Source organism: Hyphomicrobium sp. 1Nfss2.1 (assembly GCF_965243865.1).
Taxonomy (GTDB): Bacteria; Pseudomonadota; Alphaproteobacteria; order Rhizobiales; family Hyphomicrobiaceae; genus Hyphomicrobium_A.
This window is the reverse complement of record NZ_OZ251603.1, coordinates 3,983,507-4,009,927: the sequence shown is the minus strand read 5'-3', so window position 1 is coordinate 4,009,927 and position 26,421 is coordinate 3,983,507. Positions and strand designations below refer to the sequence as shown.

The following is a 26,421-nucleotide window of genomic DNA, read 5'->3' as shown; positions in this document are numbered from 1 at the left end:
TCCTTGTTTGGACAAAAACGGGGCGCACGCGGCGCCACGGCACTTGCAATAGACGAGCCTCAAAAACGTGAAAAGCGCTCATTTGCTCGAGCAGGGCATCGCGAGCGACGCGCGCGCTCCTCGTGCTGTGCGGTCAGCCGGCATAAGCCTAGCCGATCTCGAGCACGGCCTAGCCTGCCGGGAGGGCCAGATGGACCGCCAAGCCGCCCTGCTTGGCGCGGGCGAGATCACAGGTGCCGCCGTAGGAGTGGGCGAGTTCCATCACGATCGATAGGCCAAGGCCGGAGCCGGGCTTGGTCTCATCGAGGCGCAAACCGCGCTTGCCGATGCTGTTGCGCTGCTCGTCGGTGAGGCCCGGGCCGTCGTCGGATACCGTGATGGCGATGCGGCGATTGCGGGCGCGCGAGGTGGACGGGGGGACTTCGACCTTGAGATCGACTTCGTGCTTGGCCCACTTACACGCGTTGTCGAGCAGGTTGCCGAGCATCTCCTCCAGGTCCTGCTTCTCGCCGGAGAAGCGCGCGTCCGGCGGGCAGTCGACGTGAATAACGACGCCCTTCTCCTGATGGATACGCTGAAGGGCGCGGACCAGAGGCTCCACTACCGGGGCGACAGGCGTGACGCGACCAATGACACCCACGCGCGCGGCCATGCGGGCGCGGTCGAGGTATCGGGTCACCGACTGCTTCATAATCTCGGCCTGCTCGACCACCTTGTCGCCGAGACCGGTTTTGTCGGTGCGGGCTTCGTTGGCGATAACGGCAAGCGGCGTCTTAAGCGCGTGCGCGAGGTTGCCGACCTGGGTCCGTGCACGATCGACAATCGCTTGATTTGAGCGGATCAGCGCATTCAGCTCCGACTGCAGCGGCTCGATCTCGACGGGCAGATCGCCCTCGAGGATAGTTGCAGTACCATTGCGGATCTGCGTCAGGCCGGTGCCGATCTGGCGTAACGGCAGCAGACCGAAGCGGACCTGGAACAGCGTGACGGCCACAAGTCCGAGGCCCGCCAAGGTAAGCGCGGTGGTCAGGCGATAGCGGAAATTGGCGACGAGGTGGTCGAGCCAATCCTGCGGGCCGGCGACGACGATGGAATACGTCGGCTTGCCGGGCTCGTGGCCGAGCGTGTCGATAACCTCGACCATGCGCAGGGGCTCGCCTTTGGGGCCTTTGACGTTCATCCAGCGCGCGCCGGTTTCGTCGGGTTTGACCGACTTGGCGGCGGGCGAGGGCAACGACCAGGTGGCGAGCGAGGGTGAAACGAGCTTACGGCCATTGGCCGGAGACAGCGGCGTGATCTGCCAATACCAGCCGGAGTGCGTCACCTCGAACAGCGGCTCGTAGAGGTTGCTCGGGGGTAGCGGCTGGGTGTCGCCGGAGGAGCCCATCGAATCGACGGTGATGGCGTTGACGAGCTTCAGCAGCTGGCCATCGAAGCTCGCCTGCACGTCGTCGCGGTAGAGGCCATAGATGATGAAGCCGGCAATCGGCAGCACCAGCAGCGTCCAAGCCGCGGCGGTGGCGAACAGTCGGAAGGCGAGCGAGTTGAATCGCATGCGCTATCTAGTGCCCCGATTCGAAGGCCCGCCCAATCGGGCCGCCGAAACCGGTCAGGGTCAATCCCCGGTATTCCGACTAGGCTTCAGGCGGCGTCTCGCTAAGGCGGTAGCCGAGTCCGCGCACAGTCTCAATCACGTCGACGGGGATTTTCTTGCGCAGGCGGCCGATGAACACCTCAATCGTGTTCGAATCGCGGTCGAAGTCCTGCTCGTAGAGGTGTTCGACCAGCTCGGTGCGCGAAACGATGCGACCGTTGTGGTGCATCATGTAGGCGAGCAGGCGGTATTCGTGCGAGGTCAGCTTGATCTGCTGGCCGTTGCAGGTGACGCGCGCGGTCTTGGTGTCGAGGCGCAGCGGGCCGCACTCGATCTCGCTCTTGGCGTGGCCGGAGGCGCGGCGAACCTGCGCCCTGACGCGCGCGAGCAACTCCTCCATATGGAACGGCTTGGCGACGTAGTCGTCGGCGCCGGCGTCCATGCCGGCGACCTTGTCGCTCCAACGATCGCGGGCGGTGAGAATGATCACCGGCATCTTGCGGTCGGAGCGGCGCCACTGCTCGAGGATAGAAATGCCATCCATCTTCGGCAGGCCGATATCGAGGATGACGATGTCGTAGGGCTCGGTGTCGCCGAGGAAGTAGCCCTCCTCGCCGTCGAACGCGGTGTCGACGGCGTAACCGGCGTCATTCAACGCGGTGACGAGCTGCCGGTTTAGATCCTTATCGTCCTCAACGACCAGAACGCGCACGGTTCCCCCGCTCCCAGGCCAAGTTTGGCGCGACTATAGCGGGGCGGCTCGATTCATCCTAGCCCGGGGCGGGCTGGCCCTATTTGAGGTCGACGAGGGTCTCGAAGCCGCCGTAGATCATGCGCTTGAGGTCAAAGGGCGCGTCCTTGCCGCTCATCATCTCCGCCAGGCGCGGATCCTCGAGCACCTTCTTGTTGACCTTGTCGCGTGCGGCGCGATTGCGAAACACGATGTAGGAGAAGATCACCACCTCATCCGGTTTCAGCTTCACGCTGCGCGGGAACGAGGTGCGCTTGCCGACCTGCACGTCATCGGCAACGCATTCCCTAAATTCGAGCGCGCCATGCTCGATCCAGACCTTGCCCGCCTTGCGCGCCATCTTGCGATAGTCGTCGAGCTTGTTCCTGGGGACTGGGACCACAAAGCCGTCAACGTATGGCATCGCTTCCTCCTGCTTTTAAGCTGCACGCAATCTGTCCCTTGTCAGCTTAGACGGGAAAGAAGCAATCGCGAACTCCCGCTCTGGCGTCATCGAGCAAACGGCGTTCGCGCGTCAACGATATGCGTCGAAAGACGCCCCTGCGCATCCCGCATGATGATGCGGTAGGCGAATTCGCCGCGCTCCTCGCACAGGGCCGTGCGCACGATGACGCTGCCCGACAACCTATCTGATGCGATGCGCGAGAGCGCTTCGACTGTCGTCAGCTTTTCTTTGTGCACGATGGGCGCCGCGATCGACCAATCGGTGATGCAGGTCCGGTCTGCTGACGAGGCTAACGGGGAAATGCAGGCGAGGAGAAAAAGCGATGCGATGATCCGAAGCATGTATCTGATGAAAAAAAATGAGTGGCATCCATGAGCGGATGGTTAACCGCGGGCGGCTGAACCAGCCATGAATGCCACCCCCGTGCGACGCGGCTTAGAGTTTTAGCTGCACGTTGCGCTGCGCGAGCGGCGTCGTCGCGCGCATGCGGCCGTAGATCGTCATCAAGGTTCCGATCAAGCCGCCAACAGCCTGCACCGTCAGAACGACGTTATTGCCGAGCTCGCGCACCAGGTCTCCGGTGATGTCGATGCCGAGCGCGGGGCCGAGCGTCGGCAGCACGGTTGAGAGACCGGTGATGATGGCACCCCAGATGGTGATGGACTGTCCCCACCACTTCGCGGTGGTCTCAGTTTCTCCGGTCGTCGTGTCGTCGGCGGGTTGCGTCATGTTCGGGGCTCCTTCAGTGCTTTGAGGTTGCGGGGTTGGTTGGAGGTCGAGCGCGAGCGCCCGCGCCAAAGTCTTGTCGACGCGCGCGAGCCAACCGCGGCCGAAGCGCCAGAAGTGCGGCAGCGCGCGATAGCGGGCGCGACGGACATCGGCGTAGCGGCGGATAAGCTCCGCCGCGGGGACAGCGGCGATGGCCGCGCGGGTGTTGGGGCCGATTTCGCCGTCGGCGTCGGTGCCGGCTGCGCGCTGCAACAGGCGCATCGCTCCGGTGACGCCGTGGTTCACCGCCGCATCGAAGTGGAAGAGAGCAAGCTGTGGAGCGAGTTCATCGCAATGGGCCGGTCGCCAGTAACGCTGCAGATAGATTTCGCGGACGGTTGAGTCTGGGATGTGCCGCAGCTCAGCTTTCAGGCTGCTGTCCGGTGCAACGCCTTTCCACGCGGCAAGCACGCGCAGCGTGATGCCCTTGTTGGTCGGTCCGCCGGGATCGTGCGGATCATCTGAAAATCCGCCTTCCATCTCCAAGACATGACGAAGCGCCTCATCGAATTGCGCTGTAGCTTGCGCCGTATCGGGCTGCTGCACCGGCGGCGTGATGGTCGCCGATTGCGGCCAGCGAATGCTGAGCAATCGCGTCTTCGGATATGCAGCGACGCTCACGGCATCACCCTGATTGCCGCCGAGCAGAACGACGTGCTGCGGCGTCTCGCCGACGAGGAAGCCAATGTGGCCTGCGCCAGGATCGCTGCCGCGCGCGAGCACGGCCAGCGCGCCGTAACGAGCGTGCTCGATCTTCTCGCCCCAGCGCAAATAGGATCGCGCCATTAAAGACCGCGTCGAGGCTTCGCCCGCGCGTTCGAGGCAGGCGCCGACGAACGCCGCGCACCACGCCACCTCGTCATGCAGGCGGGTCGGCTGGCCCACCTCGCGGAAGAACGCGCGGATGCGTGCGTTGTCACTGGCTCCGGGGATTTCGCGCTGGCCAAGCTCCGCCCAGGCGGCAGTCATCCAGGCCGGCTGCTCATCCATGCGCATTGCTCCAGACTGATAAAGTGCGCGAACCTCGCTCTCGCGATCAGACCGTCGCGTCGCGTGGGGTGCCGCGGCCGTAGCTGGCGGAAAGCTGGTAGACGCGCACGGCGATGGCCGATTGCGGCGCGCCGAAATCAGCGGTCTGCTGGGCGGCCGTATAGACTACGCTGTTACTGGTTGCCGACAGGGTGCGCTGTACGCTTTCGCCATCGAGGATTTCGATCTCGTAGCTTTCCCAATCCTCGCTGAGCGGAACGTCGGGCGTCTCCCAGGCGTCGCCACCGATGCGGGTTCGTCTCAGCCAGGACACCGTAAGGTCGCCGGCGGCGCGTTCGCCGCGCAGGTGCACAGGTGACAACGGCTTAAGGCCGAGACCTGCGTAAGTGTGCGTCTCGGTGGCAAAGGTTGCATCGCCGATGTCACGCGCGGCGGGGCCGAAGCGCCAATAGTACGGCAGACGTCTCTCCGACGTCGCCAGGTCGACGCGCGCCAGCGCCGAATTGACGAGCACGAAGCGTGCGCCTGCGGCGAGCGGCGATCGCATGGCGCGCTCGGTTCCGCCCTGGCCGCGCAGCAACCCTGAGAGTTCATAGGTGCCGGCGGCGATGAGCGCAGCCGCTGCGAACTGCAGCACTTCCCACTCGCCCGCCTCGTTGCGCACGGCGGCGATGTTGCGCCCGGCGAAAAGCTGCAGCGTCGTGCACGACGTGAGTGCCTCCCCTTCCACCTCAACGGTGAGACGCGTTGCGTAGTCGAGGCGGCCTTCGGGGCCAGGCGGAAGGTCGCTTAACGTGACGCCTATGGTCGCCGGCACACTCGCCATGGCCTTCAGAACGTAGCCGGACGTTTCAGGTGATCCGTAGATCGCGACGCTGCCGGACCAGGGCGATTGCGTCGCGGCAGCGTAGCCCGCGGCGGGTGGCTCATCGCCGCGCAGCAGTGGCAGATCGACGAACTCGACAAACGGCTGCCCGGCGATGACGGGTATCGTGGTGCGTCCGTTGCGCTCGCGCCCGGCCCCGGTATCATAGATGTCCGGATCGACCGAGCGTGCTTCCACCTCGCGGTCACCATGCTCGCCGATTTCGGTGATGCGCAGCAGCCGGCTGTCGGTGTCCGCCGTAGCGCTCGCAAGCCGCACCACGTCGGCCGGCTCGATTGCAAGACAGCTTGGCGGCAGTGAGAAGCTGGCGCGCTCGCGGGCGGCCCAACTTTCGAACAACAGCGTTTCGGCGATGGTCTCTGCCTGTGCGCTATCCAGCACCAGCGGCAAATCGGCCTCGCTGACCCTGCCACTGGCGCCAGCGATGCGGCGCGCCTCGGCGATCGCCTGCCCGTAGTCTCCGGAAGAGGCGATGAAGCGCAGCTTGGCTGAGGCGGGGAGCTCGGTTTCCTGTCCGCGCGTCAGCGTCAGCAGCGCGCTGTTGGCACGCGTCTCGACGAGATCGCCCTCGTCCAGTTCGAGCGCAGGCGGTTCGGAGCCGCGATGCCGGAACACGATCTCGCCGCCGCTTTCGAGGGAGTCGAAGAAGTACGCCAGTTCCAGCGGCTCCAGTGCATCCCGCGCGGCCATGACGCGGTCGATGACGAAACCCGGCACGGTACCGTTCAGCGATGCGGTGCTGTGCGCGTCGAAGCCGAAATCGCCGAGCAGCTTGGCAACCGTTTCGGCGAGCGGCGCGCTGGAAAAACGCCCCGTCAGCCAATGGCCACGCTGCCAGTTGCCGCCGTCGCCCCAGGCATCGGTATCGAATGGGAACGCCGGATAGGGGCGCGCGTCCCAGGTGTAGACGTGCACGTGATCGAGATCGATCATGGGTGCGCCGTAAACGGTCGAGGTCGGATTGGCACCTTCGAGGTAGCCGGGCGATTCCGGATCGAGCCCTCCAATGATGGCACGCAGGAAGCGGCGCTGCATGAAATCGTCGCGCGTGCCTTTGGAGAAGTACGGCAGCGCGGTCTCGGCGCTTTTGGGATCGACAAAAACGTTCGGCTGGTTGGCACCCTTGTCTACCGCGGGACAACCGATCTCCATAAGCCAGAAGGGCTTTGATTGCGGCACCCAGGCGGTCGCGGTCTCGCTCTCGACGCCGCCCGGGCGGTCATAGTGCGCGCTGCTCCACCACGACTTGATGTCCTTGTAACGGAACACCCACGGCTTGCCGGAAGCGTCGGTGATGGGCGTGCGCACCTGCGATGCGCGATCCTCGGGCGAGGCGTAGCACCAGTCGAAACCCTCGCCTGCGCGGAGGTTACCGGTGAGATAGCTAAGGTCGTAGATGGCGCGGGTGCCCGCCAGGTAATCGAGATGGTCGCGGCCATCGCGCCAATCGGCAAGCGGCCAATAAACGTCGATGCCGATGGCGTCGATCGAGTCTGAGGCCCAGAGCGGATCGAGGTGGAAATAGACATCGCCCGATCCGTCGGAAGGCTGATGCCCGAAATATTCGGACCAGTCAGCGGCGTACGCCAGCAGCGTCACGCTGGGGATAACTTGGGCGCCGAGACTAAGAAGCGTTACCGCGGGCTGACGCTCGGTGCGTCTTTCGTCCCCGGGCTCGCGTCCTCAAGGCGCCGCAATCAGTGCTGTATCTGAGTAGAAGGGATTGGCTTCGGATAGCTTCCACGGACAGGTGGCGAATGCGCATTGTGATTGGCGTGCTGCTCTTGCTGTTGGGCTATCTCGTAGGCGCAGTCGGCGGCTACACTTTGCTGCTGACCAGCACCAGCAACACGCATGATGGCCCGGTCGAAGCCGCCATGACCGGAGCATTCGTGGCGGGCCCGGCCGTTGCCCTTCTGGCCGTCGCCATCTGGCTGGTCGCCTCGCGCCCGAGGAGCCCGCGCTGAGCACTCGGCCGCGGCTGCGAGGCCCGCACTCGTCGCGCGACGCCGGGCGTCGCTACACAATGTGATAATTCTGCACCAATGAGTGGGTGGGCAAATCCCCAGAAGCCGCCATTCCCGCCTTAACATCACCACCCCGGCGCAGGTATAAGCATTCGGGATTCTAGCTAAATTGCCTTGCCGGGCCGCCACAACGAGCCCGGACCCACCAGCCCGGGACAGGACCGACGTGCAGGATTGGCTCTTCAGACGCGGGCGCCGTGAGCGGGTCATCGACTGGCTCGGCCTCGATTCAAAGATCGATTCCACCGTCGCGGAGACTTGGGCGAAGTTTTGCGACTTCTGGGATGCCGGTACGAGCTTCTTTGCCCGCTTCCGGCTGAGGGGCTGGCGGCGGCTGCTGAACGAGGCGGCCTCGGAAGGGCTCACCTTGGGCATGGGCGGGTTCGTTGTGATGTTCGCGCTCGCGATCCCCGCGTTCCACGAGTTCAACGAGGGCAAGTTCCTCACCGGCCAGTATGCGGTGAAGTTCCTCGACCAGAACGGCAACGAGATCGGCAAGCGAGGCATCCTGCACAATGATGCCGTGCCGCTGGACGAGATTCCGGATTCGCTGATCAAGGCGACGCTGGCGACCGAGGACCGGCGCTTCTTCGAGCACTGGGGCATCGACGTCTTCGGTACGTTGCGCGCGCTCGTGACCAACCTGCAGGCGAGCGACGTGGTGCAGGGCGGCTCATCTATTACGCAGCAGGTGGCGAAGAACCTGTTCCTTTCCTCGGAACGCTCGCTGCAGCGCAAGATCAAAGAGGCGTTCCTGGCACTGCTGCTGGAAAGCCGCTTCTCCAAGCGGGAAATCCTGAAGCTGTATTTCGATCGCGCCTACATGGGCGGCGGCGCGTTCGGCGCGGAAGCCGCCTCGCAGTTCTACTTCGGCAAGTCGGTGCGACAGATCAATCTGGCCGAGTCGGCGATGCTCGCGGGCCTCTTCAAGGCGCCGACCAAGTATGCGCCGCACGTCAACCTGCCTGCTTCGCGTGCACGTACCAACGTGGTGCTCAACAATCTTGTCGAGGCGGGATTCTATACGGCGGGACAGGTACACTGGGCGCGCGTACATCCTGCGAAGATTGTCGAGAACCGCAATCCGTCGAGCCCCGACTGGTTCCTCGACTGGGCGTTCGAGGAAGTGCAGCGCATTGCCGCCGGCAAGGGACAGTATGTACTCACGGCGCGCACCACAGTCGATCTCAACATCCAGAAGGCGACGGACGAGGCGCTGGCGTCGGCGCTGCGCAAGTATCGCGGCAATCGCGTCACCAGCGGCGCCATCGTGGTGCTGGAAACGGACGGTGCCGTGCGCGCCCTGACAGGCGGTCCCGACTACGGCGAGAGCCAGTTCAACCGCGCCACACATGCGCGGCGGCAGCCCGGCTCATCGTTCAAGATCTACGTCTACGCCACCGCACTGGAGAACGGGTACACGCCGACGACAATGGTGCGCGATGCGTCGCGCTCGTGCGGGCGGTGGCACCCTCAGAACTATGGAGGCAGCCACGGAGGCGGTGGAAGGATGCCGCTGTGGATGGCGCTCGCCAAATCGCTCAACACCGTGGCCGCGGAGCTGTCGTTTGCGGTCGGCCGCGACAAGGTCATCGACATGACGAAGCGCCTCGGGATCAGCGGTATCCGAAAGACCTGCTCGATGTCTCTGGGCGACTACGGCATCAGCCCGCTGGAGCACGCGGGCGGCGCTGCCACTTATGCGAATGGCGGACGACTGGCGAAGCCGTATGCCATCCTCGATCTCGTCAGCTCAAAGGGCGACCTCGTCTACAGCCGCGACCGCGACGAGCCGGAGGCACCGCAGGTGGTGTCGCGCAAGGTGGCCGAGGGCATCAACTGGATGATGAACAAGGTGGTCACCAGCGGTACCGGTGGCCCGGCGAACCTGCCGTTCACGAATGTTGCCGGCAAGACTGGCACTTCGACGGGCCCAAAAGACGTTTGGTTCATCGGCTTCACGGGCAAGTACGTGGGTGCCATTTGGCTCGGCAACGACGACAACCGGCCGATGGCGTCGGGTACGACGGGCGGCCATTTCGCGGCGCCTGTGTTCGGCTCGGTAATGTCGGTGATCCACACCGACATGAACATCCCGACGATACCCGGCGTCGAGCCGCATCCCGTCCAGGTCGCGGAGCAGCAGCGCATCGCTGCCCTGCGCCCCGAAGGAGAGGCGGCGCCGACGGCGCAGCGCAACTCATCGAGCCTGATGTCCGACAAGACGCGCGATGCGTTGCGCAAGGTGGCGCAGGCTTTGCGCAAGGCAGGCGGAATCGCCGAGCCGACAACGCCGAGCAGCACTGGCAGCACGCCCGACGGGCCACAACCCAATGCCCCGCCCGGGCGTCGCGCAGACAGCGTTGCTCCTCAGAACGAGCCGCGGCGGACGACGCTCGGCGTGGCGCAGCCACCGCTAGATGGAACATCTCCACGTGCTGTCCCATAGCGCCCTCACGCCGATCTATGTCGGCTTCCACCGAATGCAGAAGCGCCTGTCGATCCTGATCGGGATCATGGGCGACTGGGCGGCCTTCATCGGCGCGGTGCTCATCCTCGGGCTGGCGTCGAGCTGGTACATGATCGACGTCGGAACGCGCCTCACCACCGAGCAGCACGGCCCCTGGGTTGGCTGGTCATCGGCGGGGCGTATCGATGCCGACCCCTACACGCGCGCGCACTTTGCGCGCCTTGGCACGCTGCAGCTTACGAGCGAGATCGCGCTGAGCTTTCTCGCCTTCAAGGACAGCGAGGGCAACCGGCTGCACTCTTCCTGCGACTATGCGGTCGAAGGTCGTGACACCTCCACCACCTGGTGGAGCCTGACCGTCTTCAACGACCGCGGCGACCTGATCGCGAACCCTGCGCAGCGTTACACTTACACGAGCCAGTCCGTCGCCCTGCGGCCCGATGGGTCGTTTGGCGTTACGCTCTCGCGCGAGGCCAATCCGGGCAACTGGCTGCCGACAGGTGGTGCCGGCCGACTGGCGCTGATGTACACGACGTTCGACGTGCGTGGATCCCTGCTCAACGAGGGTACTCCAGAGCCGAGGGAGCTGCCGGTCATCCGGCGGGTGCAGTGCCGATGAAGTATTCGAACCTCATCAAGAATGTAAATTGGCAGCTTCTTCTCGCTGTGCCTGTGGCGGCCGGCATTCTGCATATCTGCGCGACACTGGCCGCGCCCCATCTTACTGCGGCTTCCGCATATAGCCGGCTGGCACCGGCTCTACCGACGAACCGCATGCAGGTGCTGAACGTGACCTCGCCAGGCGCGGAGCCGCTGCCGTTTCTCTCGCCAGATGCGCGCTATGCGATGTGCCTGTTCGACACGTCGGCTGGCCCCGTCAGCGTTGCCTCGACGCTGCCGCCAGATATCGGCTGGACGCTTACGGTGATGACACCGCAAGGCGACAACATCTACGGCGCCGCATCGGTCGCTGCCCGGCCGACGCCAATCTCGCTCGTGCTGGTGCCGTCAGAGGAGGCCTTCCTCGGAGTGACACCCGAAGCGCGCGGCATCGCACGCGATGCGCAGCAGCCGGCGATCCTTGCAGCGACTAAGGGCATCATCGTTGTGCGCGGCCCGGACAAGGGCTTCTCGTATCAGCGGCACGTCGAGGCCGTGCTGAAGGATGCCCACTGTACAGCGCGCTCCTTCTGATCTTCGCCAAATACGCTGTAAGCGGAGGCTACTGATCCGCCAGCTCGATCACGTCGCGATGTGCGGCCTGATCGTCACGGACTGCTGCAACGTCGCTGCCCCAGTGCTGGTAACGAACTCCGGGAAAAACGATCACTTCTGCTGAGCGCTCATGGTGATGGCTGCTCGGCGGATTGCTGCGCAACTCTGGGGTACGGAAGCTGAGTATCTGTGCCATGTGCATCCCCCAAACATGGCTGCCTCTGTGATTCGCATCCGCCGTCAACGGGTGACGACAGATGTGACGAGAATCACAGTGTACAAGTTGGGGATGGCACGCGTTACCAAAACCTAAAGCGCGCAGAGCGGTTAGCTGACACCTGTGACCAGACTGTCATCCAGGAAGTGGCGGCCGCGCCGGTCCTCCACCTCCACGATCCACAGATCGGAGTCAAAATTCGCCTCGCGGCTCAAGAACGCGTCGGCGGCACTGCAGTCTGCGCCAGCCGGATTGAGGCACGGCATCCATTGGCGGTCGCTTTCGGCACCTTCGAGGCCCGCCGGGGCGGGGCCGAACAGGAGGCATGTGCCGTCGAGACGATCGATCTTGATGAAGATGGAGCCGGCGTCATCGTCGCCGTGACGCACGACGACAGCCGACGCGCCCTCGACGGCGCATCGGCGAATGTAGGCCTTGACCCAGAATTCCGTACGCAGCCGCATGGCGCGCACTCTAGTTATGGGCGCTGGCGTGGCAAGCCGCTATTCGATAAGCGCGCTTCTTCAAGGCGCGGCGGCGACGCGCCCCTCGCCCGCCAGACGGCCGAGGCGGGCAATCAGGGGCCCGGAAATGCGCCCGCTTTCGGGGAGCGCCTGATCGGCCTCGAATGCGCGGATTGCTTTGGTCGTCTGGGCGCTGAGCGTGCCGTTCTGAGCTCCAGGCTTATAACCGAGCTTGACGAGCTGGCGTTGCACATCGCGCACGACATCGCGTGCCTCGGCCGTCTTTGGCGCGCCGCGCTGTGCCCCGGGCTTACCCGCTTCGCCGAGAACAATGGCCTTCAACAGTGCATCACTCGGCTGGGCCGTCAGGGGCAGGCCATGGTCGTGCTCGAAGGCCATGATGGCGCCGCGCGTCATCTGTCCGACGATGCCATCGCTAGTGCCCGTCTCGTACCCACGGATCTGCAGCTCGCGCTGAATGGCGCGCGTCACCTCGGCCTTTTCGCCCGCGGCTGGTTTGGCGTCGTCTAAAGCCAGTGCCGAGAGGTCGAGGCCATTGGCCGGGTGCGCACTGGCAGCGCTGTCGCCGATTGAGCCGGTATCGCCGCTGAATTCGGCTGCCTCAATGGCGGCAATGTTCCAGGAAGTTGCATCAACGCCCCGGGCGCTCATGGCGCCACGACCGGACGATTGAAGAAGGAAGACGTTCGTCCCGACCCCGACGCTCAACAGAAAGAAGGCGAGCAGTGGAACCGTCACTCGCTTCGGCAGCATGACCCAAACCCCTCAACGCGCTGCTTACCATGATCGCCCACTATGCGAAGAAGAGTGTAAACGATCTCTTAACTTACGTTGACGGAACGTTGCCGAACGGCGGGCGGCGGGGCGCCTTCGCCTGCGTGAGGATGTGTAAAAATTGCCTCCAATTGATCGCAATTTTTCCGATTGCATGAGGCAGTTTGTTGATACCGCTCTGCTATCAAGGGGGCAGTGAGTACATGGGAACAGGTTGGAGAAACCAACATGTCCATCTTGAAAATTGGCATTCTTGTCGCCGTTGTGGTGGCAGTTCTGCCGACTGACCGTGAGCAGCAGGCGGCCCTCTATGACCGGGCAGCCACGGCTGTGCATTGGACTGCGACATTCTGCGATCGCAACGGGGCGACGTGCGATCAGGCCGCAGTGGTCTGGGACGGCTTCGTCGAGAAGGCAAAGTTCGGCGCGGCGATGGCCTACGAACTGGCGATGAAGAGCGCGGGTAAGGAGCAGAGCGGTGGCTTTTCGCTGATCGAGCCCACCGTCGATATGACGCCGCGCGGAACATTGCGCCCCGATGATCTCGAGCCCGCCTGGCGCGGCGCCCGCAGCGGCATCTAAGGCAGCGACATTCCGTCCTTTGCTATGCGGGCCGGTGCACTCAGCGCCGGCCCTTTCGCATTTGCAATAGGAGACCCTCTGTGGGTAGGCTACCGAAACACTCTAGTCAGGGGCCTTGCGTGCCGACACTTTCGGATATCACTTCCGATTTCGCCGTACTCGACGATTGGGAAGATCGCTATCGCTACCTCATCGAGCTTGGGCGCAGTCTTCCGCCATTGCCCGAGGAGTTGCGCACGGACGCCAACAAGGTTCGCGGGTGCGCCAGTCAGGTCTGGCTCGCCACGGACAGCAAGACCGTCGACGGGAAGCGGGTGTTCACGTTCGTTGCGGACAGCGATGCGCACATCGTGCGCGGGCTGGTGGCGATCCTGCATGCCGTCTACGAGGGGCGCCCTCTGGAAGAGGCGATCACTCTCGATCCCGATCCGATCTTCGCGAGGTTCGGATTAAGGGAGCATCTGACGCCGCAGCGCTCCAACGGCCTTGCCTCGATGGTCGCGCGCGTGCGCGCGGATGCCATGGCGATGAACGCGCAGAACGCCAGCGCGGACTAGGTTCCTTCGGGCACATCAAACAGAGGGCGGTAGTCTTCGCTGCCCCAATGGCGCACGGCCACTGCCGACTTCGCGGGCGCGGCGGAGCGCTCCAGCCCGTAGTGGCGCGCAAGACTGGTCAGCGCCAGTTGCAGGACGATTTTTCCGGATCGCTGCGGCCAGCCGGCGGCGCGCTCGGCTTCCTCCAGGCCGCGCAAGTGACAGCATACATCTATGAGAACGCCCGACAGCTCGGGCCCGACCGCGGCGAGCGCGCGACGCACGCGCTCGGCAGCGGCCACGGCGTTGTCGGTCATCTCGGCGCCGGTGCGCTGAGCGGCGCCATAGCGGCGGCCCGATTGCGACGGCGTCATCGACGACCAGTTCATCGTCGTGCGCGGCGTCATCTGCGCGAACCAGAAATCAGCGCGCAGTCGCTCGCCAGCATCGAACTGGGTTTGCGAGATCATGGGGTCGCCGTTGCGGTCCTTGCGGCGGCGCAGCCAGGCGATGGGGCTTTCATCGGCGTTGACTTGCGTGCGGTTGGCGGGTGCGCGCGCGGGCGCATCGCCCGGCGAGGAGCGTCGATGCTTCATGATGGTCTCGACTGACTATTGAGGTTGCGGAGGAGGACGCTCGGCGAGCGCTGGAACCGCCCACTCGAGAAGATCGAGCACGCGGTCGAAGATCGGATCGTCCCGGCGATCCTCGATGACGCCGCAAGCGTGGGCGACAGTGGTGCGGTCTCGCTCGAACAGCCGGCCCGTCTGGGTGAGCGACAGGCCGCAGCCGACATGCGCCAAGTACATCGCCACCTGCCGCGCGAGGGCCACTTTGGCGCGCCCGCGAGTCGAGCGGCGCAAGTCGCTCCCGGCGATGCCGAAAACCTGTGCGACAGCGATCTCTATCGCCTCGCGACGAAGGCTTGCTTCTGTGCGCGGACCTGCCGGGTTGTAGGGGGCGGCGTGCGCGAAGGCGGGGTGCTGGTACAGGTTCAGCGTCATCGAAAGTTCCGTCAGGAGCGCGAGGCTTTTGTCGAAGCGCAGCATACGGTGGAAGCGCTACTTACCGATGAGCAAACTAGATCGCGGGTGAACGAGGGGGATAACTCGCGGGCTCTGAGAAGAAATCCACGCGTCGATGCGGGGTGCAAAGGTTGCTGGCTTCTTAGCGTCAGCCGGACCCTCTGCATGACATCCGCTTTGCACCCCTCCCCGCGAGTTGAAAATCGACGCTCATATCTCAGGTCCCGGGATCTTCCGCGCCTGTTGCCTCTGTGGCCGCATGAGTTGGAGCCGCGCGGGCTTGATGAGCATGCACGGCTGCTTGCGCGGATGCGCAGGGCGCTGAGACTGGAACGTCAGCGCGGGATCGCCGGACATTGGGCGTACGATCTTGCGCGCCATGCGGCGCTGCTGAACGCCTATCGCGCCGAAACGAAGGATTATCTGAACAAAGCGCGCGCCGCGAGATGAGAGCTAACGCTCGCGGCTTGACGAGCGCTTATCGTTCGCGCCGCGTTCCAAGACCCATCTTCTTGGCAAGATCGGACCGCGCCCGCGCGTAATTGGGCGCCACCATGGGATAGTCGTGGGGCAAGCTCCACTTCTCGCGGTACTCTTCCGGCGACAGGTTGTAGTGCGTGCGCAGATGGCGCTTGAGGGACTTGAACTTCTTTCCGTCCTCGAGGCAGATCAAGTAATCGGGCATTACCGATTTCTTCACCGGCACCTTCGGCTTCTGTTCTTCGCGTTCAATTGCGATCGTTCCGCCGCTCGCGCGGCTCAATGCGGCATGCGTCTCGCTAATCAGATGAGGCAGATCGCTGGCTCCGACAGAGTTATTGCTCACGTAAGCTGACACAATCTTGGCAGTCAGCTCAACGAGCTCAGGCCGCGTAGGTTCTTCCAAGGCCGACCTCCCACTGGTCAGTATTCTTTATGCAATGAACGTCGGTGCTGTGCACATCTATACCTTTGGACGATTTAGCGCCGAGAGGTTTGATCTTCGGCAAAGAGCTGCCGTAACTTGCAACGCTGCAATTATTGCGTTTCGCAACCGCAGACTTCGCACTCGCTCCAAGTAAAGTCAACAACACCACACGACGTACACTTAGCATGGCCAATGCAGCAGCCATGCAATGCCTGCAGGTCAATCTCTAACATCGCTTTTTGACATCTTTTTCATGATCTAGGTCATGTTCTGCTGATACATTAAATATTGGCCTCGTGGCGGCCATCTGTGCTTCCATCCTGGGCACAGATGTTTTTCGCAATAGCTTGATCACTACTTCGAGTAACTGTGCGCGGGGTAACCGTTAACGGTTCCTGGCGCCCCTAAAGTTGACAATTGGGGCGCCTATTCGTCAGATCCCCCTCCGTTTCCCCGGAGATCTGCTCCGAAAAAGCGGTCTTTCGCCGCCAGCCGGATCTTCGTCGCAGCTGAGCGACACCCCATGTTTTGCCACCAAGTAGCGTGGAGAGAATGATGTCCCCCTCGAACGCCCGTCATGCCTTCGTCAAGCCGCCGCGCGCCGCGCGCCGCCCGAAAGTCTCCACCTGGCATGGCGTCGAACTCGTAGACGATTACGCCTGGCTCAAGGCCGACAACTGGCAGGACGTCATGCGGGATCCTGCCGTGCTCGATCCCGAGATCCGCGCCTATCTTGACGCCGAGAATGCTTATTGCGAGGCCCAGCTCGCAGAGACGAAGTCTCTGCAGGATGAACTGTTCGCCGAAATGCGCGGCCGCCTGAAAGAGGACGACAGCTCGGTTCCCACAGCCGATGGCCCCTACGCCTACTACAGCGGCTTCGTCGCCGGAGGCCAGTATCCGCTGATCTACCGCAGCAACCGAGACGGCAGCGGAGCAGTCGTAGTGCTGGACGGAAACCGCGAGGCGGAAGGCAAAGCCTATTGGGATCTCGGCGACTTCGAACACAGTCCGGACCATCGCCTGCTTGCCTACTCGATCGACGACAAAGGCTCGGAGCTGTACTCGGTTCGCGTGCGCGACCTGACGACGGGCGAAGACTTGCCGGACATCGTCCCCGACACGCGCGGCGGTGTCGTATGGGCAAGCGACAGCCGGACGTTCTTCTACGTCCGTCTCGATGACAACCATCGGCCGCTGCAGGTCTACCGGCATGTCGTCGGCACGCCGACGGATGAAGACGTGCTTGTCTACGACGAAAAGGACATCGGCCTTTACGTGGCGATCAATGCCACGCAATCGGCAAAATACATCACGATCGACGCGCACGATCATCGCACGAGCGAGGTGCGCATCATCGATGCGGATGCTCCGCTTTCGGAACCGGTGCTGATTACGCCACGCCGCGTCGGGCATGAGTATTCCGTCGAGCACAACGGCGACAAGCTCTACATCACCACGAACTCGCACGATGCCGAGGACTTCCGCATCGTCGAGGCGCCGGTATCCGCGCCGGGCGAAGCGAACTGGCGCGAGGTGATCCCGCACCGCCCTGGCTGCCTCATCCTCGATACGATCCTCTATCGCGATCACATGGTGCGCCTCGAGCGTGAGAACGGGCTGCCGCGCATCGTCGTACGCCGGCTGTCCGATGCTGACGAGCACATCATTGCCTTCCCGGAGGAGGCCTACTCGCTGGGCGTTCACCCGGGCTATGAATTCGACACCACGAACGTGCGCTTCGTCTATTCGTCGATGACGACGCCAGCGGAGACGTGGGACTACGACATGCAGACGCGCAACCGCGTGCTGCGCAAGCGGCAGCAGGTCCCGAGCGGGCACAATCCGGCGGACTACGTCACACGCCGGCTCTATGCACCAGCGCGCGACGGCGAGTTGGTGCCGGTGTCGATCCTCTATCATAAGGACACGCCGCTCGATGGCTCGGCGCCAGTGCTGCTCTACGGCTACGGCGCCTATGGCATCTCAATCCCGGCGTCATTCTCGACGACGCGGCTATCCTTGGTGGACCGCGGCTTCATCTATGCCATCGCGCACATCCGCGGCGGCAAGGACAAGGGCTATCGCTGGTACACCAACGGCAAGCTGGCGCAGAAGGTGAACACGTTCACCGACTTCATCGACGCGGGTGAATACCTCGTCGCGCAGGGACTGACGAAGCGCGGGCACATCGTCGCCAACGGCGGGTCGGCTGGCGGCATGCTGATGGGCGTGGTCACCAACATGGCGCCGGATCTGTTCCTCGGCATCATTGCGGACGTGCCGTTCGTCGACGTGCTCAACACCATGCTCGACAAGGATCTGCCGCTGACGCCCCCCGAGTGGCCCGAGTGGGGAAATCCGATTGCCAGCCGCGATGAGTTCTCGATCATTCATTCGTACAGCCCGTACGAGAATGTCGAAGCGAAAACCTATCCGCACATCTTCGCCTATGGCGGCCTGACGGATCCGCGCGTTACCTATTGGGAACCTGCGAAATGGATTGCGCGACTGCGCGAGAAGAACGCGTCGGACAACCTCGTGCTCTTGAAGATCAACATGGAAGCGGGCCACAGCGGCGCGTCGGGGCGCTATGAGCAGCTGCGCGAGATGGCGGCGGACTACGCCTTTGCGCTGAAAATCGCCGGCCTTGCGGCAAAGCAAAAAGAAAAGGCGGCCTAAGCGGCCGCCTTCACAGATCCTGAAAATGAGAAAGGCCGCGTTAGCGGCCTTTCGTTTGAAGCCTATGTCTAGGCGGCCTTCTCGTCGAAGACCGGCGGCTTCTTATCCTCCTCGAGAGCTTCGGCGGACTTCAGCGCAATGCCGATATACCGCACTCGTCCTGCTATCCTTGCTTTCTGGACTCCGAGCTCACCGAATTCACGTCCGAACGTTGGAAGTGCGAGTGGCTCTTTCTGCTGATCTTCACACCATGCACAGTAGTCCTCGTACAGCGAAGTTGCAGTCAAGCTTGATCCGTCTTGCGTCTCGATTCTCTCCTTGTAGAAGCGCTCCACATCGGTTTCGGGAGCGATCAGCCTTTGTGGTGCGGGCGAAGCGACTGCTTTGACTTCTGTCGCGACCTTCACTTCGGTCACAGACTTGTTGTCGTTCGCGCCGGAACGCGGCTTTGCTATCGCAACGGCCTTGGGAGCCGCCACCGCTGCCGCAGCGGTGCTGACCGGAACCATCAATGGTGCGGTCGGCGTGTGGCGATCGTAGAGGCGCCACTGACTAAAGGCGATATACATACCGAAACCCGACCCAACTTCGAGCAACAGTGCAATGAAGACCGTCAGTGCCGTCTGCACGTCCTCGACTTTCACGGACGGGGCAACCAACGCAGCGAGCTTGGCAAGGACCGCAGCCTGCGGGTCACCTTCGCTCGTTACAGCGTGGCCGGCTGTCGCCGTGGCCATCTTCGCCTTGATGTCGGCGACGCGAGCCTCGAGCGCGACGGTTTGCTTCGCAGAGGCAAGCTCAGCTGACAGCGCGTGGAACTTCTGACAGAAGCCGCGTGTCTTAGGTCCATCGACCTTGCTGCACTGTTCGGTGTACGACCAGGTCTTCTCGTCCTTCAAGGCGTCAATGTCAGCTTGCACCGCCTGAGCAGGGCGATGCTGCGGGATCCAGGATAGTTGCTCCTGGGCCCGTGCAAGATCTGCACGCTGGTCCTTGTAGGCTTCTGCCGTCGCGGTACGCTGGCCGGCGGTATCGAGCCGGTTCAACGCCGCATGGCCGAGCGCCGAGGTCAACGAATAGGCGGTGACCACGACCCAGACGAGGGCGGAGGCTGCTGCCTGCGACCACATCCTGTTTTTTATTGCGGCAAATAGGAAGAAAGGCACGAGTGCCTTCATGCAGTCGGCGGCCGCGCTGGCCGCTCCGTAGATCTGGCCGTCCAGCTCGGTCCTTCCGAGGCTGACGCCAAATCGCCAGTTCATTGCCGCCGATACGGCTAACAGTACACCGGCAGCTAGAACCCCCAACACGCCTAGAGCATGTCTCATTGTGTGCCCTCATGGATTATGACGGCCGGCTCTCCACGCGCGCACTGCACCGGCCCTTATCTTGTCTTTGCCGAGGGCGTGGCAAAAACTCTCCATCTCCTACGCGATAATAGGCGCTACGGGCTGGCGTGCTGGCTCGATCGGTCTGTTGAGCTCCGGCGCCATCCCCAATGGCATCCGGCAAACCGGCGAACAGGCACGCAGACAGAAGTGCCGAGAGCTGGAGCCTGCCCATCGGGCGTGTCGTACACAGGTAAGAAATCGCCGCTGGATTCCCCTGTGCGCAACTTTCCCCAATCGGGCGAGGCGACAAGTTTACAGACGCGGTACTGCCCCCTCAGTTGCCTTTGCTACGCGATTCGGAATGAATTGTTAAGAGAATCAGCCCTGTAGCTTTCTGGGCCAGAATCCAGCCGCAATTTCGCACTGCAAGCGGCCACACGGCTGTCCACAGGTCGCCCACCTCCTGGACGAGAGTTTCCCCCAGCCGCCCCCCGGATGTGCACACCTAGCCTGCGCAAATTCTTGTGCTGAACGGCGCTCAACACGTTGCATCAGCACGTGCGCGGATCTATTTTGGTTAAGTTCTGGAACATATTGGCTAACCACCCATTTCAGCTGAGCGTCTTAAGTTCATTGTCATTGCTTCTATTTAGTTTGGTCCGCGAGGACTTGAGCTGGACCGCAGCACCTTGAGTTTCCTCACCGGCGTGTGCCGGACGTGCGTCAGGAGTTTACCGTTATGCGTAGCCTGGGTGCCTTCGTGCTATTGGCCGGCATCGGCGTGGGGTTGTTCGTTTATCTGCCCGCTCCAGTCGACCGCAGCACGACCCTCGAGGAGGCAAGGCGTGTAAGCGCTGAACGCTTCGATGAGACGCGTGCGGCGCGGTCAGCCTCCGACGCACGGCCAGGAGCGCGTTTGGCGAGCTTCTCTCCCGGCGTCGTATTGAAGGCTCGCCAGCCGGCCGGCAGCTCCGCTGCTCCTGCCGCACGCGTCGAGACCGTGTCCAACTGGCAGACCAACGTCTCCAGCGATCTCGATGCGAACGAACCCGACGGCCGGTACAAACTGGTTGTCGACATCCAACAGGAATTGAAGCGCGCGGGTTGCTATTGGGGCCGCGTCAACGGCGCCTGGAACGCCAGCACGCGACAGGCCATGCTCGAATTCAATACGCGTTCCAATGCAGCGCTGCCGGTCGACAAGCCCGACTACATGCTCCTGAGCCTGGTCAAATCGTATGGCGGCCGTTCGTGCGGTGCCGTGGAGGCGACAACGGCTGCGGCGTCGAACGCGCCGGAGACACTGCCGTGGAAGGCCGCTTCGGCGAGCGGGCCCGCGACCTCGACGCGGCTCTTCACGCCCGTGCAAAGCAGCGTCGTAACCACCGCTCCGCTGCCCGGCCGGATGGCCATCGGTGCCCCGCTGACGCCTGCTATGCAGGAGCCTCTCGTGCCCGGGAACAGTTCTTCGCAGCCGACGGTTGCGGCGCTGGAGTCGAACGAGCGTAGCTATCAGCCGCCTGCAGCGGCGGCTCCGAAACCGCGTAGCGCCAAGAAGTCGAGCCACTCGCGCCGCGCAAGCCCCGGCACGCCGCGCTATAACCTGATGCTCAGCCTCGGCGGCGTTTATTGATCCTGCGCGCTCGTCCGGAGCGCTTGCCCGCGGACGCCGTCAGTCCTCACTGTCGGTGGGGTCATTGGCGGGCGACTGGGTCTCGCTCATCAGCCAGCGCAAATAGTCGGCCGCCCCATCGACGATTGGCAACACAATGAGAGCGGGGTTGGCGTAGGGATGGCGCGCTTTGGTTGCATCGACGACCGCTGAGGCGAGCGTCTGACGCGTCTTGATCACCATAACCACCTCGCTGTCGCGCGCTATGGCCCCGTCCCAACGATAAATTGACGTCATGCCCGGCAGGATGTTGATACAGGCGGCGAGTCTGCGTTCCACGAGCTCGCGGCCCACCGCTTCGGCTGTCTCCGTCGAGGGAAACGTCGAATAGATCAAAACCGGCTTGTCGTTTTCCTGCACTTGAGCGAGCCTCCACGCCCTTCCGGGTCGGCGCATCACACCATGGCAAAGCCGAAGACCAAATTCGAGAAAATTGCCTTCGTGGCAAGCGACATGCGGGAGGCCATGGCCGCCCGCGAGCGCCTCGTGGCGCTCTACGGCGATCACGACCCGGCGGAAGCCGATGCCGTCGTCGCGCTCGGCGGCGACGGGCACATGCTGCAGACGCTGCACCGCTTCATGAACGAGGGCGTGCCCATCTACGGGATGAACCGCGGGTCCGTGGGCTTCCTGATGAACGAATACAAGGAAGAGGATCTGCCCCAGCGGCTTAGCGACGCCGACGTCAGCCGCATCCATCCGCTGTCGATGATCGCGTCCGACAGATCGGGCAAGGCGCACAAGGCGCTGGCGATCAACGAGGTGTCACTGTTCCGCGAGCGCCATCAGGCGGCGAAGTTGCGCATACTCGTGGATGACACAGTGCGCATGGAGGAGTTGATCTGTGATGGCGTGCTGGTGGCGACGCCGGCCGGCTCGACGGCCTACAATCTATCGGCTCACGGGCCGATCCTGCCGATCAACGCGCCGCTACTGGCGCTGACACCTATCAGCCCGTTTCGCCCGCGGCGCTGGCGCGGTGCGCTGCTGCCAAACAAGGTGCGCATCACGATCGAAGTGCTGGAAGCCGATAAGCGCCCCGTGAGCGCGGTCGCCGATCACTACGAGACGCGTGGCGTCATGCGCGTCGAGATCGAGAAGGCGCGCAACATCGAACTTTTCATGATGTTCGACCCCGATCACAGTCTCGATGAGCGCGTGCTCGCGGAACAGTTCCGCTATTGAGAGCGTGACTTGCCGCGACTGGGCTCAGCCGTTCCAGCGCGTGACGATGTCAGCAAGAGCCGGACGCTCGCGCTCCTCGGGGCGATCGACCGGTGTGCCGACGTAGATGAAGCCGGCGATGCGCTCGTTGTCGGCAAGACCCAGCGCGGCGCCGATCGTTTGGTTGTAGGCGACCCACTCGCTGATCCACGAGGTGCCATAGCCAAGCGCGTTGGCGGCGAGACACAAGTTGAGGCAGGCCGCGCCCGCCGACAGCACCTGCTCCCACTCGGGGGCGCTGCGGTGAGGCGTCACGCGCGAGACGACCGCGATCACCATCGGGGCGCGCATGAACCGGCCGCGCTCTGTGTCGAGGCGAACGTGAGATGGCGGCTCTTTCTCGGCGGCGATGCAGGCTTCCGCCACAACCTCACCCAATCGGGCCCGCGCGTCGCCCTCGATGACGATGAACCGCCAGGGGGCGAGTTTCTTGTGGTCGGGGACGCGCGAGGCAATGGTGAGGATTGTTTCCAGCTCGGCAGCGCTCGGCGCGGGCGCAGCCAGCTTGTCCGGCTTCACCGAGCGGCGGCGGGAGAGAAAATCGATGATGGCGTTTTCCATGGCGCAGTCCTAGCCGCTCGGGCCGGCGGCTGCCAAGGCAATTTCGCCGCAGGACTGGGCATTTACGCAGTGGCAGACGCCTGCATCGGCACGGTGGAGCTAGTCACGCAGTTGGGCTATCTTCTGCTCGAATCCGAGGCTGCCGCTATGAGCACGTCGCGTGGACGGGGACCGATGAAACGCATTCTAGACTCGCTGTCGCTGCTCGCCGCCTCGATGTTGCTGTCGCTTTGCGCGCTCGCGCCGGCCATGGCCGAGGATGCGCCGCCGACATCGATGGTCATCCTGGATGGCTCGGGCTCGATGTGGGGCAATCTCGGTGCCGAGAAGCGCTCCAAGCTCGAGATCGTGCGCGACGCCATGCGTACGCTGCTGCCGAGCCTAAAGCCGGAAGCACGCATCGGCATTGCCTCGTTCGGGCATCGCCGACGCGGCAATTGCGGGGACGCGGAAGTGATCCTGCCGCCGGACACCAATGCTTCGCAGCGGCTGGCGCTTCCCGTCGACAAAATGAACGCAGTCGGCAAGGGACCGCTGGTGCTCGCGCTGCGCGAAGCGGTCAACGCAATGGCAGGCGCAAGCCCCGCGAGCGTCATTCTCGTCGCCGACGATATCGACAACTGCGGTCAGGACGTTTGCACTGCGTTGAGCGGCATCATGGCGTCGAGCGCCAACCTCGTGGTGCACACCGTCGCGCTCGGGCTCGACAATGCCAAGATCGCGCACATCAGCTGCATTGCGCGGATGACCGGCGGCAAGCTGTGGAATGCCGTCGATGCAGCGGGGGTCGAGTCTGCGCTCGGGCAGGCCGTCGAGCTGGCTCACCTGCAGACGGGTGCGGAGAGCGCGCCTGCGGAAGCCGAAGCTGCCCCCAGCAACAAGCAGCCAGATGGCGCGCCAGCCGGGCTCTATCTTTCTGTCGGCCTCGGCGCCAAAAGCGCAACTCTCGATACGCCTGTTCACTGGCGCATCACCAAGGCCGGCGGCGATGGCGAGGTCGTTCGCGATACGCGCGCCGCGGCACTTTATGAAAAGCTGGCGCCGGGCAGCTACGACGTGGAGGCGGAACTTGGCCTCGCTCGTGCGCGTCAGACCGTCAACGTGGAAGCCGACAAGGCGACGGAGGTGCGCATAGATCTCAACGGCGGCGTCATGAAAATGCAGACGCGCGCTGCCGCCGGAGGTGCGCTGCTGGAACAGCCCATATTCACGGTCACGGCAGCCAATGCTGAAAAAGGCGCTCCGCCGCTATGGGTGGGCCGCGACGCGCAGCCCGAGATCGTACTGCCGGCCGGCGATTATCTCGTCACGACGGAAACCAATGTCGCCCGCCAGCAAAACAAGGTGACGATTGCGCCGGCCACCGGCACGAGCGTCAACGCGGTGCTCGGAGCGGGCACGCTGGAGCTCAGTGCCACGCGTGGCACGCCTTCCTCGCCCGGAGATCAGCCCGCGGGTGATGTGACCTTCATTGTCTACCAGGACGATCCTTATGCGCCACAGGGGCGGCGCGAGGTCGTACGCTCTTCGGCTGCGAACCCCTCTTTCGTGCTGCCCGCGGGCACCTACTACATCACGGCGCGCACACCCACCTCAGAGGTGCGCGAGCAGATCGCGATGGGTGCCGGCGATACCATCAAGCAGGTGATGACGCTGTCCATGGCCCGCGTTCGCCTCGCCGCGTCGCTGGGCGGCCGACCACTGACGGATGAGAACCCGGTCACGTTCCGCGTCGTGCGTCTTGATGCCGAGCCGCACGAGGTGCTGCGCACGACCCGTAAGGAGCCGGAGTTCGACCTCTCTGCAGGGCGGTACCGTATCGAGGCCTCGCTCGGCAGTGGTAATGTGATGGCTGCTTCAGAAATCAATCTTTCCGCCAGCCAAGCGCAGAAGATCACTCTGCCGCTGGCGGGCGGAAGCGTGACGTTGAAGCGGGCCAACGCGATCGGCATGGGCAACAATGTGTTCTGGGAGGTGCGCGATGAGAAGCAGCGCATCGTGCTTCGCAGCAGCCAGTCCGAACCGACCGCGGTTCTCTTGCCCGGCCGTTATCTCGTCAGTGCCGAGACCGCGGAGCAGCCGCTGCGCAATACAATCGAGGTCAAGGCCAACGAGCACCGCACGTTCGACCTTGCAGCGCCATGACCGGAGCGGCCGCGACGATGGCGGGCGCCACAAGCCATATTTCGACCAAGCTCGTTGCTCGTTGATGTGGGCTGACGAGTCGTCAACCGTAAGGTAGCCGCGGGAATGGCGGATATTCGCACCAAGCTCGGCCCGTTTCTGCGCCGCTCGGCATTGCCGATGCTGGCAGCGGTGCTGCTTAGCTTGGGCCATGTGGCGGCCTTCGCGCAGGCGATGGATAGCGATGGCGGCGGGGCCCAGCTGAGGGGAGCGTTCCCTCCAGACACCGGTCGTTACACGCCATCGGCGCCGGTCCCGGGACCCACCCTGCCTGCCAACACCACGGTGGTGCCGCGCATAGCAGCCCCCGACAGCGGCAGCCCCACCAGCGGCCAAGTCAAACTTGTGGCGCTGCTTACCGTCGATGGCCAGCGGATCGACCAGGGTCTTGTCTGGCGGGTGTACGAAGCGCTGCGTGATCCGCGCGCGCCGAGCAAACTGCTGATGACGAAGCGCGATCCGAGCCCGACCGTGTCGCTCGAGCCGGGCGAATACATCGTCAACGCCGCCTTCGGGCGCGCCGACATCACGCGGAAGATCGTGGTGACGCCGGGTACCGCGACGAGCGAGAAATTCGTGCTGAATGCGGGCGGCCTCAAGGTGCGGGTGCTGGTCGATGGGATCGCACCGCCTGCGAACGCCGTCAGCTACGACATCATGTCGAGCGAGCGCGATCAGTCGGACAATCGGGTGCGCGTGCTTACGGGTGCAAAGCCGGGGGTGGTCAACCGGCTGAATGCCGGCATCTATCGCATCGTCTCGCGCTACGGCGATGCCAATGCCAAGGTCGAAGCCGATGTGACGGTGGAAGCGGGCAAGCTGACAGAGGCGACAATCTCGCACTCGGCGGCTCGCGTCACGTTCAAGCTTGTTACGCGTGCAGGTGGCGATGCACTGCCCGATACGCAATGGACGGTGCAGGGCCAGGATGGACGCGTGGTGACGACCAGCGTCGGTGCGCTGCCCTCGCATATCCTTGCGCCGGGCACGTATTCGGTGACCGCGAAATCGGCATCGGGCGTCTTCAAGCGCGACTTCACGCTTGCCAACGGCGACGTGGCGCAGGTGGAAGTGGTGATGCAGTAACAGCCCGGC

The 26,421-nt window shown here is 63.7% G+C and carries 25 protein-coding genes and 1 pseudogene; 11 read left to right on the top strand and 15 right to left on the bottom strand.

The window, feature by feature from the left end:
* Positions 1-169 precede the first annotated feature (169 nt).
* The 6 genes and pseudogenes from ACP15D_RS19565 to ACP15D_RS19540 all read right to left on the bottom strand — a co-directional run.
* Entirely contained in the window at positions 170-1,555 is a 1,386-nt protein-coding gene (locus ACP15D_RS19565; RefSeq protein ID WP_424959074.1) for an ATP-binding protein, read from the bottom strand.
* 79 nt (positions 1,556-1,634) lie between these two features.
* Positions 1,635-2,306, bottom strand: a complete 672-nt coding sequence (locus ACP15D_RS19560; protein ID WP_072376936.1) for a response regulator transcription factor — start codon at positions 2,304-2,306, stop codon at positions 1,635-1,637.
* Positions 2,307-2,385: 79 nt separating this feature from the next.
* Entirely contained in the window at positions 2,386-2,748 is a 363-nt protein-coding gene (locus ACP15D_RS19555) for a DUF1428 domain-containing protein (RefSeq protein ID WP_424959073.1), read from the bottom strand.
* A gap of 86 nt (positions 2,749-2,834) precedes the next feature.
* Positions 2,835-3,026 (bottom strand): PepSY domain-containing protein, encoded by a 192-nt coding sequence (locus tag ACP15D_RS19550; protein ID WP_424959072.1) that lies wholly within the window; start codon positions 3,024-3,026, stop codon positions 2,835-2,837.
* Between the two features lie 199 nt (positions 3,027-3,225).
* Positions 3,226-4,548, bottom strand: coding sequence for a TIGR02594 family protein (locus ACP15D_RS19545; RefSeq protein WP_424959071.1), 1,323 nt, complete (start codon positions 4,546-4,548; stop codon positions 3,226-3,228).
* Positions 4,549-4,594: 46 nt separating this feature from the next.
* A pseudogene (locus tag ACP15D_RS19540) lies at positions 4,595-7,048 on the bottom strand (baseplate multidomain protein megatron); the annotation flags it as partial.
* A 143-nt stretch (positions 7,049-7,191) separates the two neighbouring features.
* Between ACP15D_RS19540 and ACP15D_RS19535 the strand changes: the two are divergent.
* The 4 genes from ACP15D_RS19535 to ACP15D_RS19520 all read left to right on the top strand — a co-directional run bounded on the left by ACP15D_RS19535 (position 7,192) and on the right by ACP15D_RS19520 (position 11,125).
* Entirely contained in the window at positions 7,192-7,401 is a 210-nt protein-coding gene (locus tag ACP15D_RS19535; RefSeq protein ID WP_424959070.1) for a hypothetical protein, read from the top strand.
* Between the two features lie 226 nt (positions 7,402-7,627).
* A complete protein-coding gene (locus ACP15D_RS19530) occupies positions 7,628-9,910 on the top strand; it encodes a transglycosylase domain-containing protein (protein WP_424959069.1) in 2,283 nt (760 codons plus the stop codon).
* Positions 9,882-10,550, top strand: a complete 669-nt coding sequence (locus tag ACP15D_RS19525) for a DUF1214 domain-containing protein (protein WP_424959068.1) — start codon at positions 9,882-9,884, stop codon at positions 10,548-10,550. Before ACP15D_RS19530 ends, ACP15D_RS19525 begins: the two co-directional genes overlap by 29 nt.
* Positions 10,547-11,125 (top strand): hypothetical protein, encoded by a 579-nt coding sequence (locus ACP15D_RS19520; protein WP_424959067.1) that lies wholly within the window; start codon positions 10,547-10,549, stop codon positions 11,123-11,125. Before ACP15D_RS19525 ends, ACP15D_RS19520 begins: the two co-directional genes overlap by 4 nt.
* 28 nt (positions 11,126-11,153) lie before the next feature.
* On the opposite strand, the gene ACP15D_RS19515 is transcribed toward ACP15D_RS19520, so the two are convergent.
* The 3 genes from ACP15D_RS19515 to ACP15D_RS19505 form a co-directional block, all read right to left on the bottom strand.
* Complete coding sequence (locus ACP15D_RS19515; protein WP_424959066.1) at positions 11,154-11,342, bottom strand: hypothetical protein; 189 nt, start codon at positions 11,340-11,342, stop codon at positions 11,154-11,156.
* Between the two features lie 131 nt (positions 11,343-11,473).
* Positions 11,474-11,827: a DUF1491 family protein gene (locus ACP15D_RS19510; RefSeq protein WP_424959065.1), complete on the bottom strand. Its 354-nt coding sequence runs from the start codon at positions 11,825-11,827 to the stop codon at positions 11,474-11,476.
* Between the two features lie 60 nt (positions 11,828-11,887).
* Positions 11,888-12,601, bottom strand: coding sequence for a peptidoglycan-binding domain-containing protein (locus ACP15D_RS19505; protein ID WP_424959064.1), 714 nt, complete (start codon positions 12,599-12,601; stop codon positions 11,888-11,890).
* Between the two features lie 249 nt (positions 12,602-12,850).
* Here ACP15D_RS19505 and ACP15D_RS19500 point away from each other — a divergent pair, with 249 nt between their 5' ends.
* A complete protein-coding gene (locus tag ACP15D_RS19500; protein ID WP_424959063.1) occupies positions 12,851-13,204 on the top strand; it encodes a hypothetical protein in 354 nt (117 codons plus the stop codon).
* A 119-nt stretch (positions 13,205-13,323) separates the two neighbouring features.
* The gene (locus ACP15D_RS19495; protein ID WP_424959062.1) at positions 13,324-13,761 is read left to right on the top strand and encodes a SufE family protein; all 438 of its coding nucleotides are present in this window, start codon (positions 13,324-13,326) and stop codon (positions 13,759-13,761) included.
* Here ACP15D_RS19495 and ACP15D_RS19490 read toward each other — a convergent pair.
* The 3 genes from ACP15D_RS19490 to ACP15D_RS19480 all read right to left on the bottom strand — a co-directional run bounded on the left by ACP15D_RS19490 (position 13,758) and on the right by ACP15D_RS19480 (position 15,651).
* Complete coding sequence (locus tag ACP15D_RS19490; protein WP_424959061.1) at positions 13,758-14,336, bottom strand: DUF6456 domain-containing protein; 579 nt, start codon at positions 14,334-14,336, stop codon at positions 13,758-13,760. The genes ACP15D_RS19495 and ACP15D_RS19490 overlap by 4 nt on opposite strands.
* A 15-nt stretch (positions 14,337-14,351) precedes the next feature.
* Positions 14,352-14,744 carry a helix-turn-helix domain-containing protein gene (locus ACP15D_RS19485; protein WP_424959060.1) on the bottom strand — a complete coding sequence of 131 codons (393 nt, stop codon included), beginning with the start codon at positions 14,742-14,744 and terminating at the stop codon, positions 14,352-14,354.
* 499 nt (positions 14,745-15,243) lie between these two features.
* A complete protein-coding gene (locus tag ACP15D_RS19480; RefSeq protein WP_424959059.1) occupies positions 15,244-15,651 on the bottom strand; it encodes a MucR family transcriptional regulator in 408 nt (135 codons plus the stop codon).
* Between the two features lie 576 nt (positions 15,652-16,227).
* Between ACP15D_RS19480 and ACP15D_RS19475 the strand changes: the two genes are divergently transcribed.
* Complete coding sequence (locus ACP15D_RS19475; protein ID WP_424959058.1) at positions 16,228-18,354, top strand: S9 family peptidase; 2,127 nt, start codon at positions 16,228-16,230, stop codon at positions 18,352-18,354.
* Between the two features lie 68 nt (positions 18,355-18,422).
* Here ACP15D_RS19475 and ACP15D_RS19470 read toward each other — a convergent pair whose 3' ends face one another.
* The gene (locus ACP15D_RS19470; RefSeq protein WP_424959057.1) at positions 18,423-19,682 is read right to left on the bottom strand and encodes a hypothetical protein; all 1,260 of its coding nucleotides are present in this window, start codon (positions 19,680-19,682) and stop codon (positions 18,423-18,425) included.
* 742 nt (positions 19,683-20,424) lie between these two features.
* Here ACP15D_RS19470 and ACP15D_RS19465 point away from each other — a divergent pair.
* Positions 20,425-21,318 (top strand): peptidoglycan-binding domain-containing protein, encoded by an 894-nt coding sequence (locus tag ACP15D_RS19465; RefSeq protein ID WP_424959056.1) that lies wholly within the window; start codon positions 20,425-20,427, stop codon positions 21,316-21,318.
* A gap of 39 nt (positions 21,319-21,357) precedes the next feature.
* Here ACP15D_RS19465 and cutA read toward each other — a convergent pair whose 3' ends face one another.
* Positions 21,358-21,717: a divalent-cation tolerance protein CutA gene (gene cutA, locus ACP15D_RS19460; protein ID WP_424959055.1), complete on the bottom strand. Its 360-nt coding sequence runs from the start codon at positions 21,715-21,717 to the stop codon at positions 21,358-21,360.
* A gap of 42 nt (positions 21,718-21,759) precedes the next feature.
* Between cutA and ACP15D_RS19455 the strand changes: the two genes are divergently transcribed.
* Positions 21,760-22,542 carry an NAD kinase gene (locus ACP15D_RS19455; protein WP_424959054.1) on the top strand — a complete coding sequence of 261 codons (783 nt, stop codon included), beginning with the start codon at positions 21,760-21,762 and terminating at the stop codon, positions 22,540-22,542.
* A gap of 24 nt (positions 22,543-22,566) precedes the next feature.
* Here ACP15D_RS19455 and ACP15D_RS19450 read toward each other — a convergent pair whose 3' ends face one another.
* Complete coding sequence (locus ACP15D_RS19450) at positions 22,567-23,142, bottom strand: nitroreductase family protein (protein ID WP_424959053.1); 576 nt, start codon at positions 23,140-23,142, stop codon at positions 22,567-22,569.
* A 174-nt stretch (positions 23,143-23,316) separates the two neighbouring features.
* Between ACP15D_RS19450 and ACP15D_RS19445 the strand changes: the two genes are divergently transcribed.
* Positions 23,317-25,287, top strand: a complete 1,971-nt coding sequence (locus ACP15D_RS19445; protein WP_424959051.1) for a vWA domain-containing protein — start codon at positions 23,317-23,319, stop codon at positions 25,285-25,287.
* 105 nt (positions 25,288-25,392) lie between these two features.
* Positions 25,393-26,412 (top strand): hypothetical protein, encoded by a 1,020-nt coding sequence (locus tag ACP15D_RS19440; RefSeq protein ID WP_424959050.1) that lies wholly within the window; start codon positions 25,393-25,395, stop codon positions 26,410-26,412.
* The last annotated feature ends 9 nt before the right edge of the window (positions 26,413-26,421 follow it).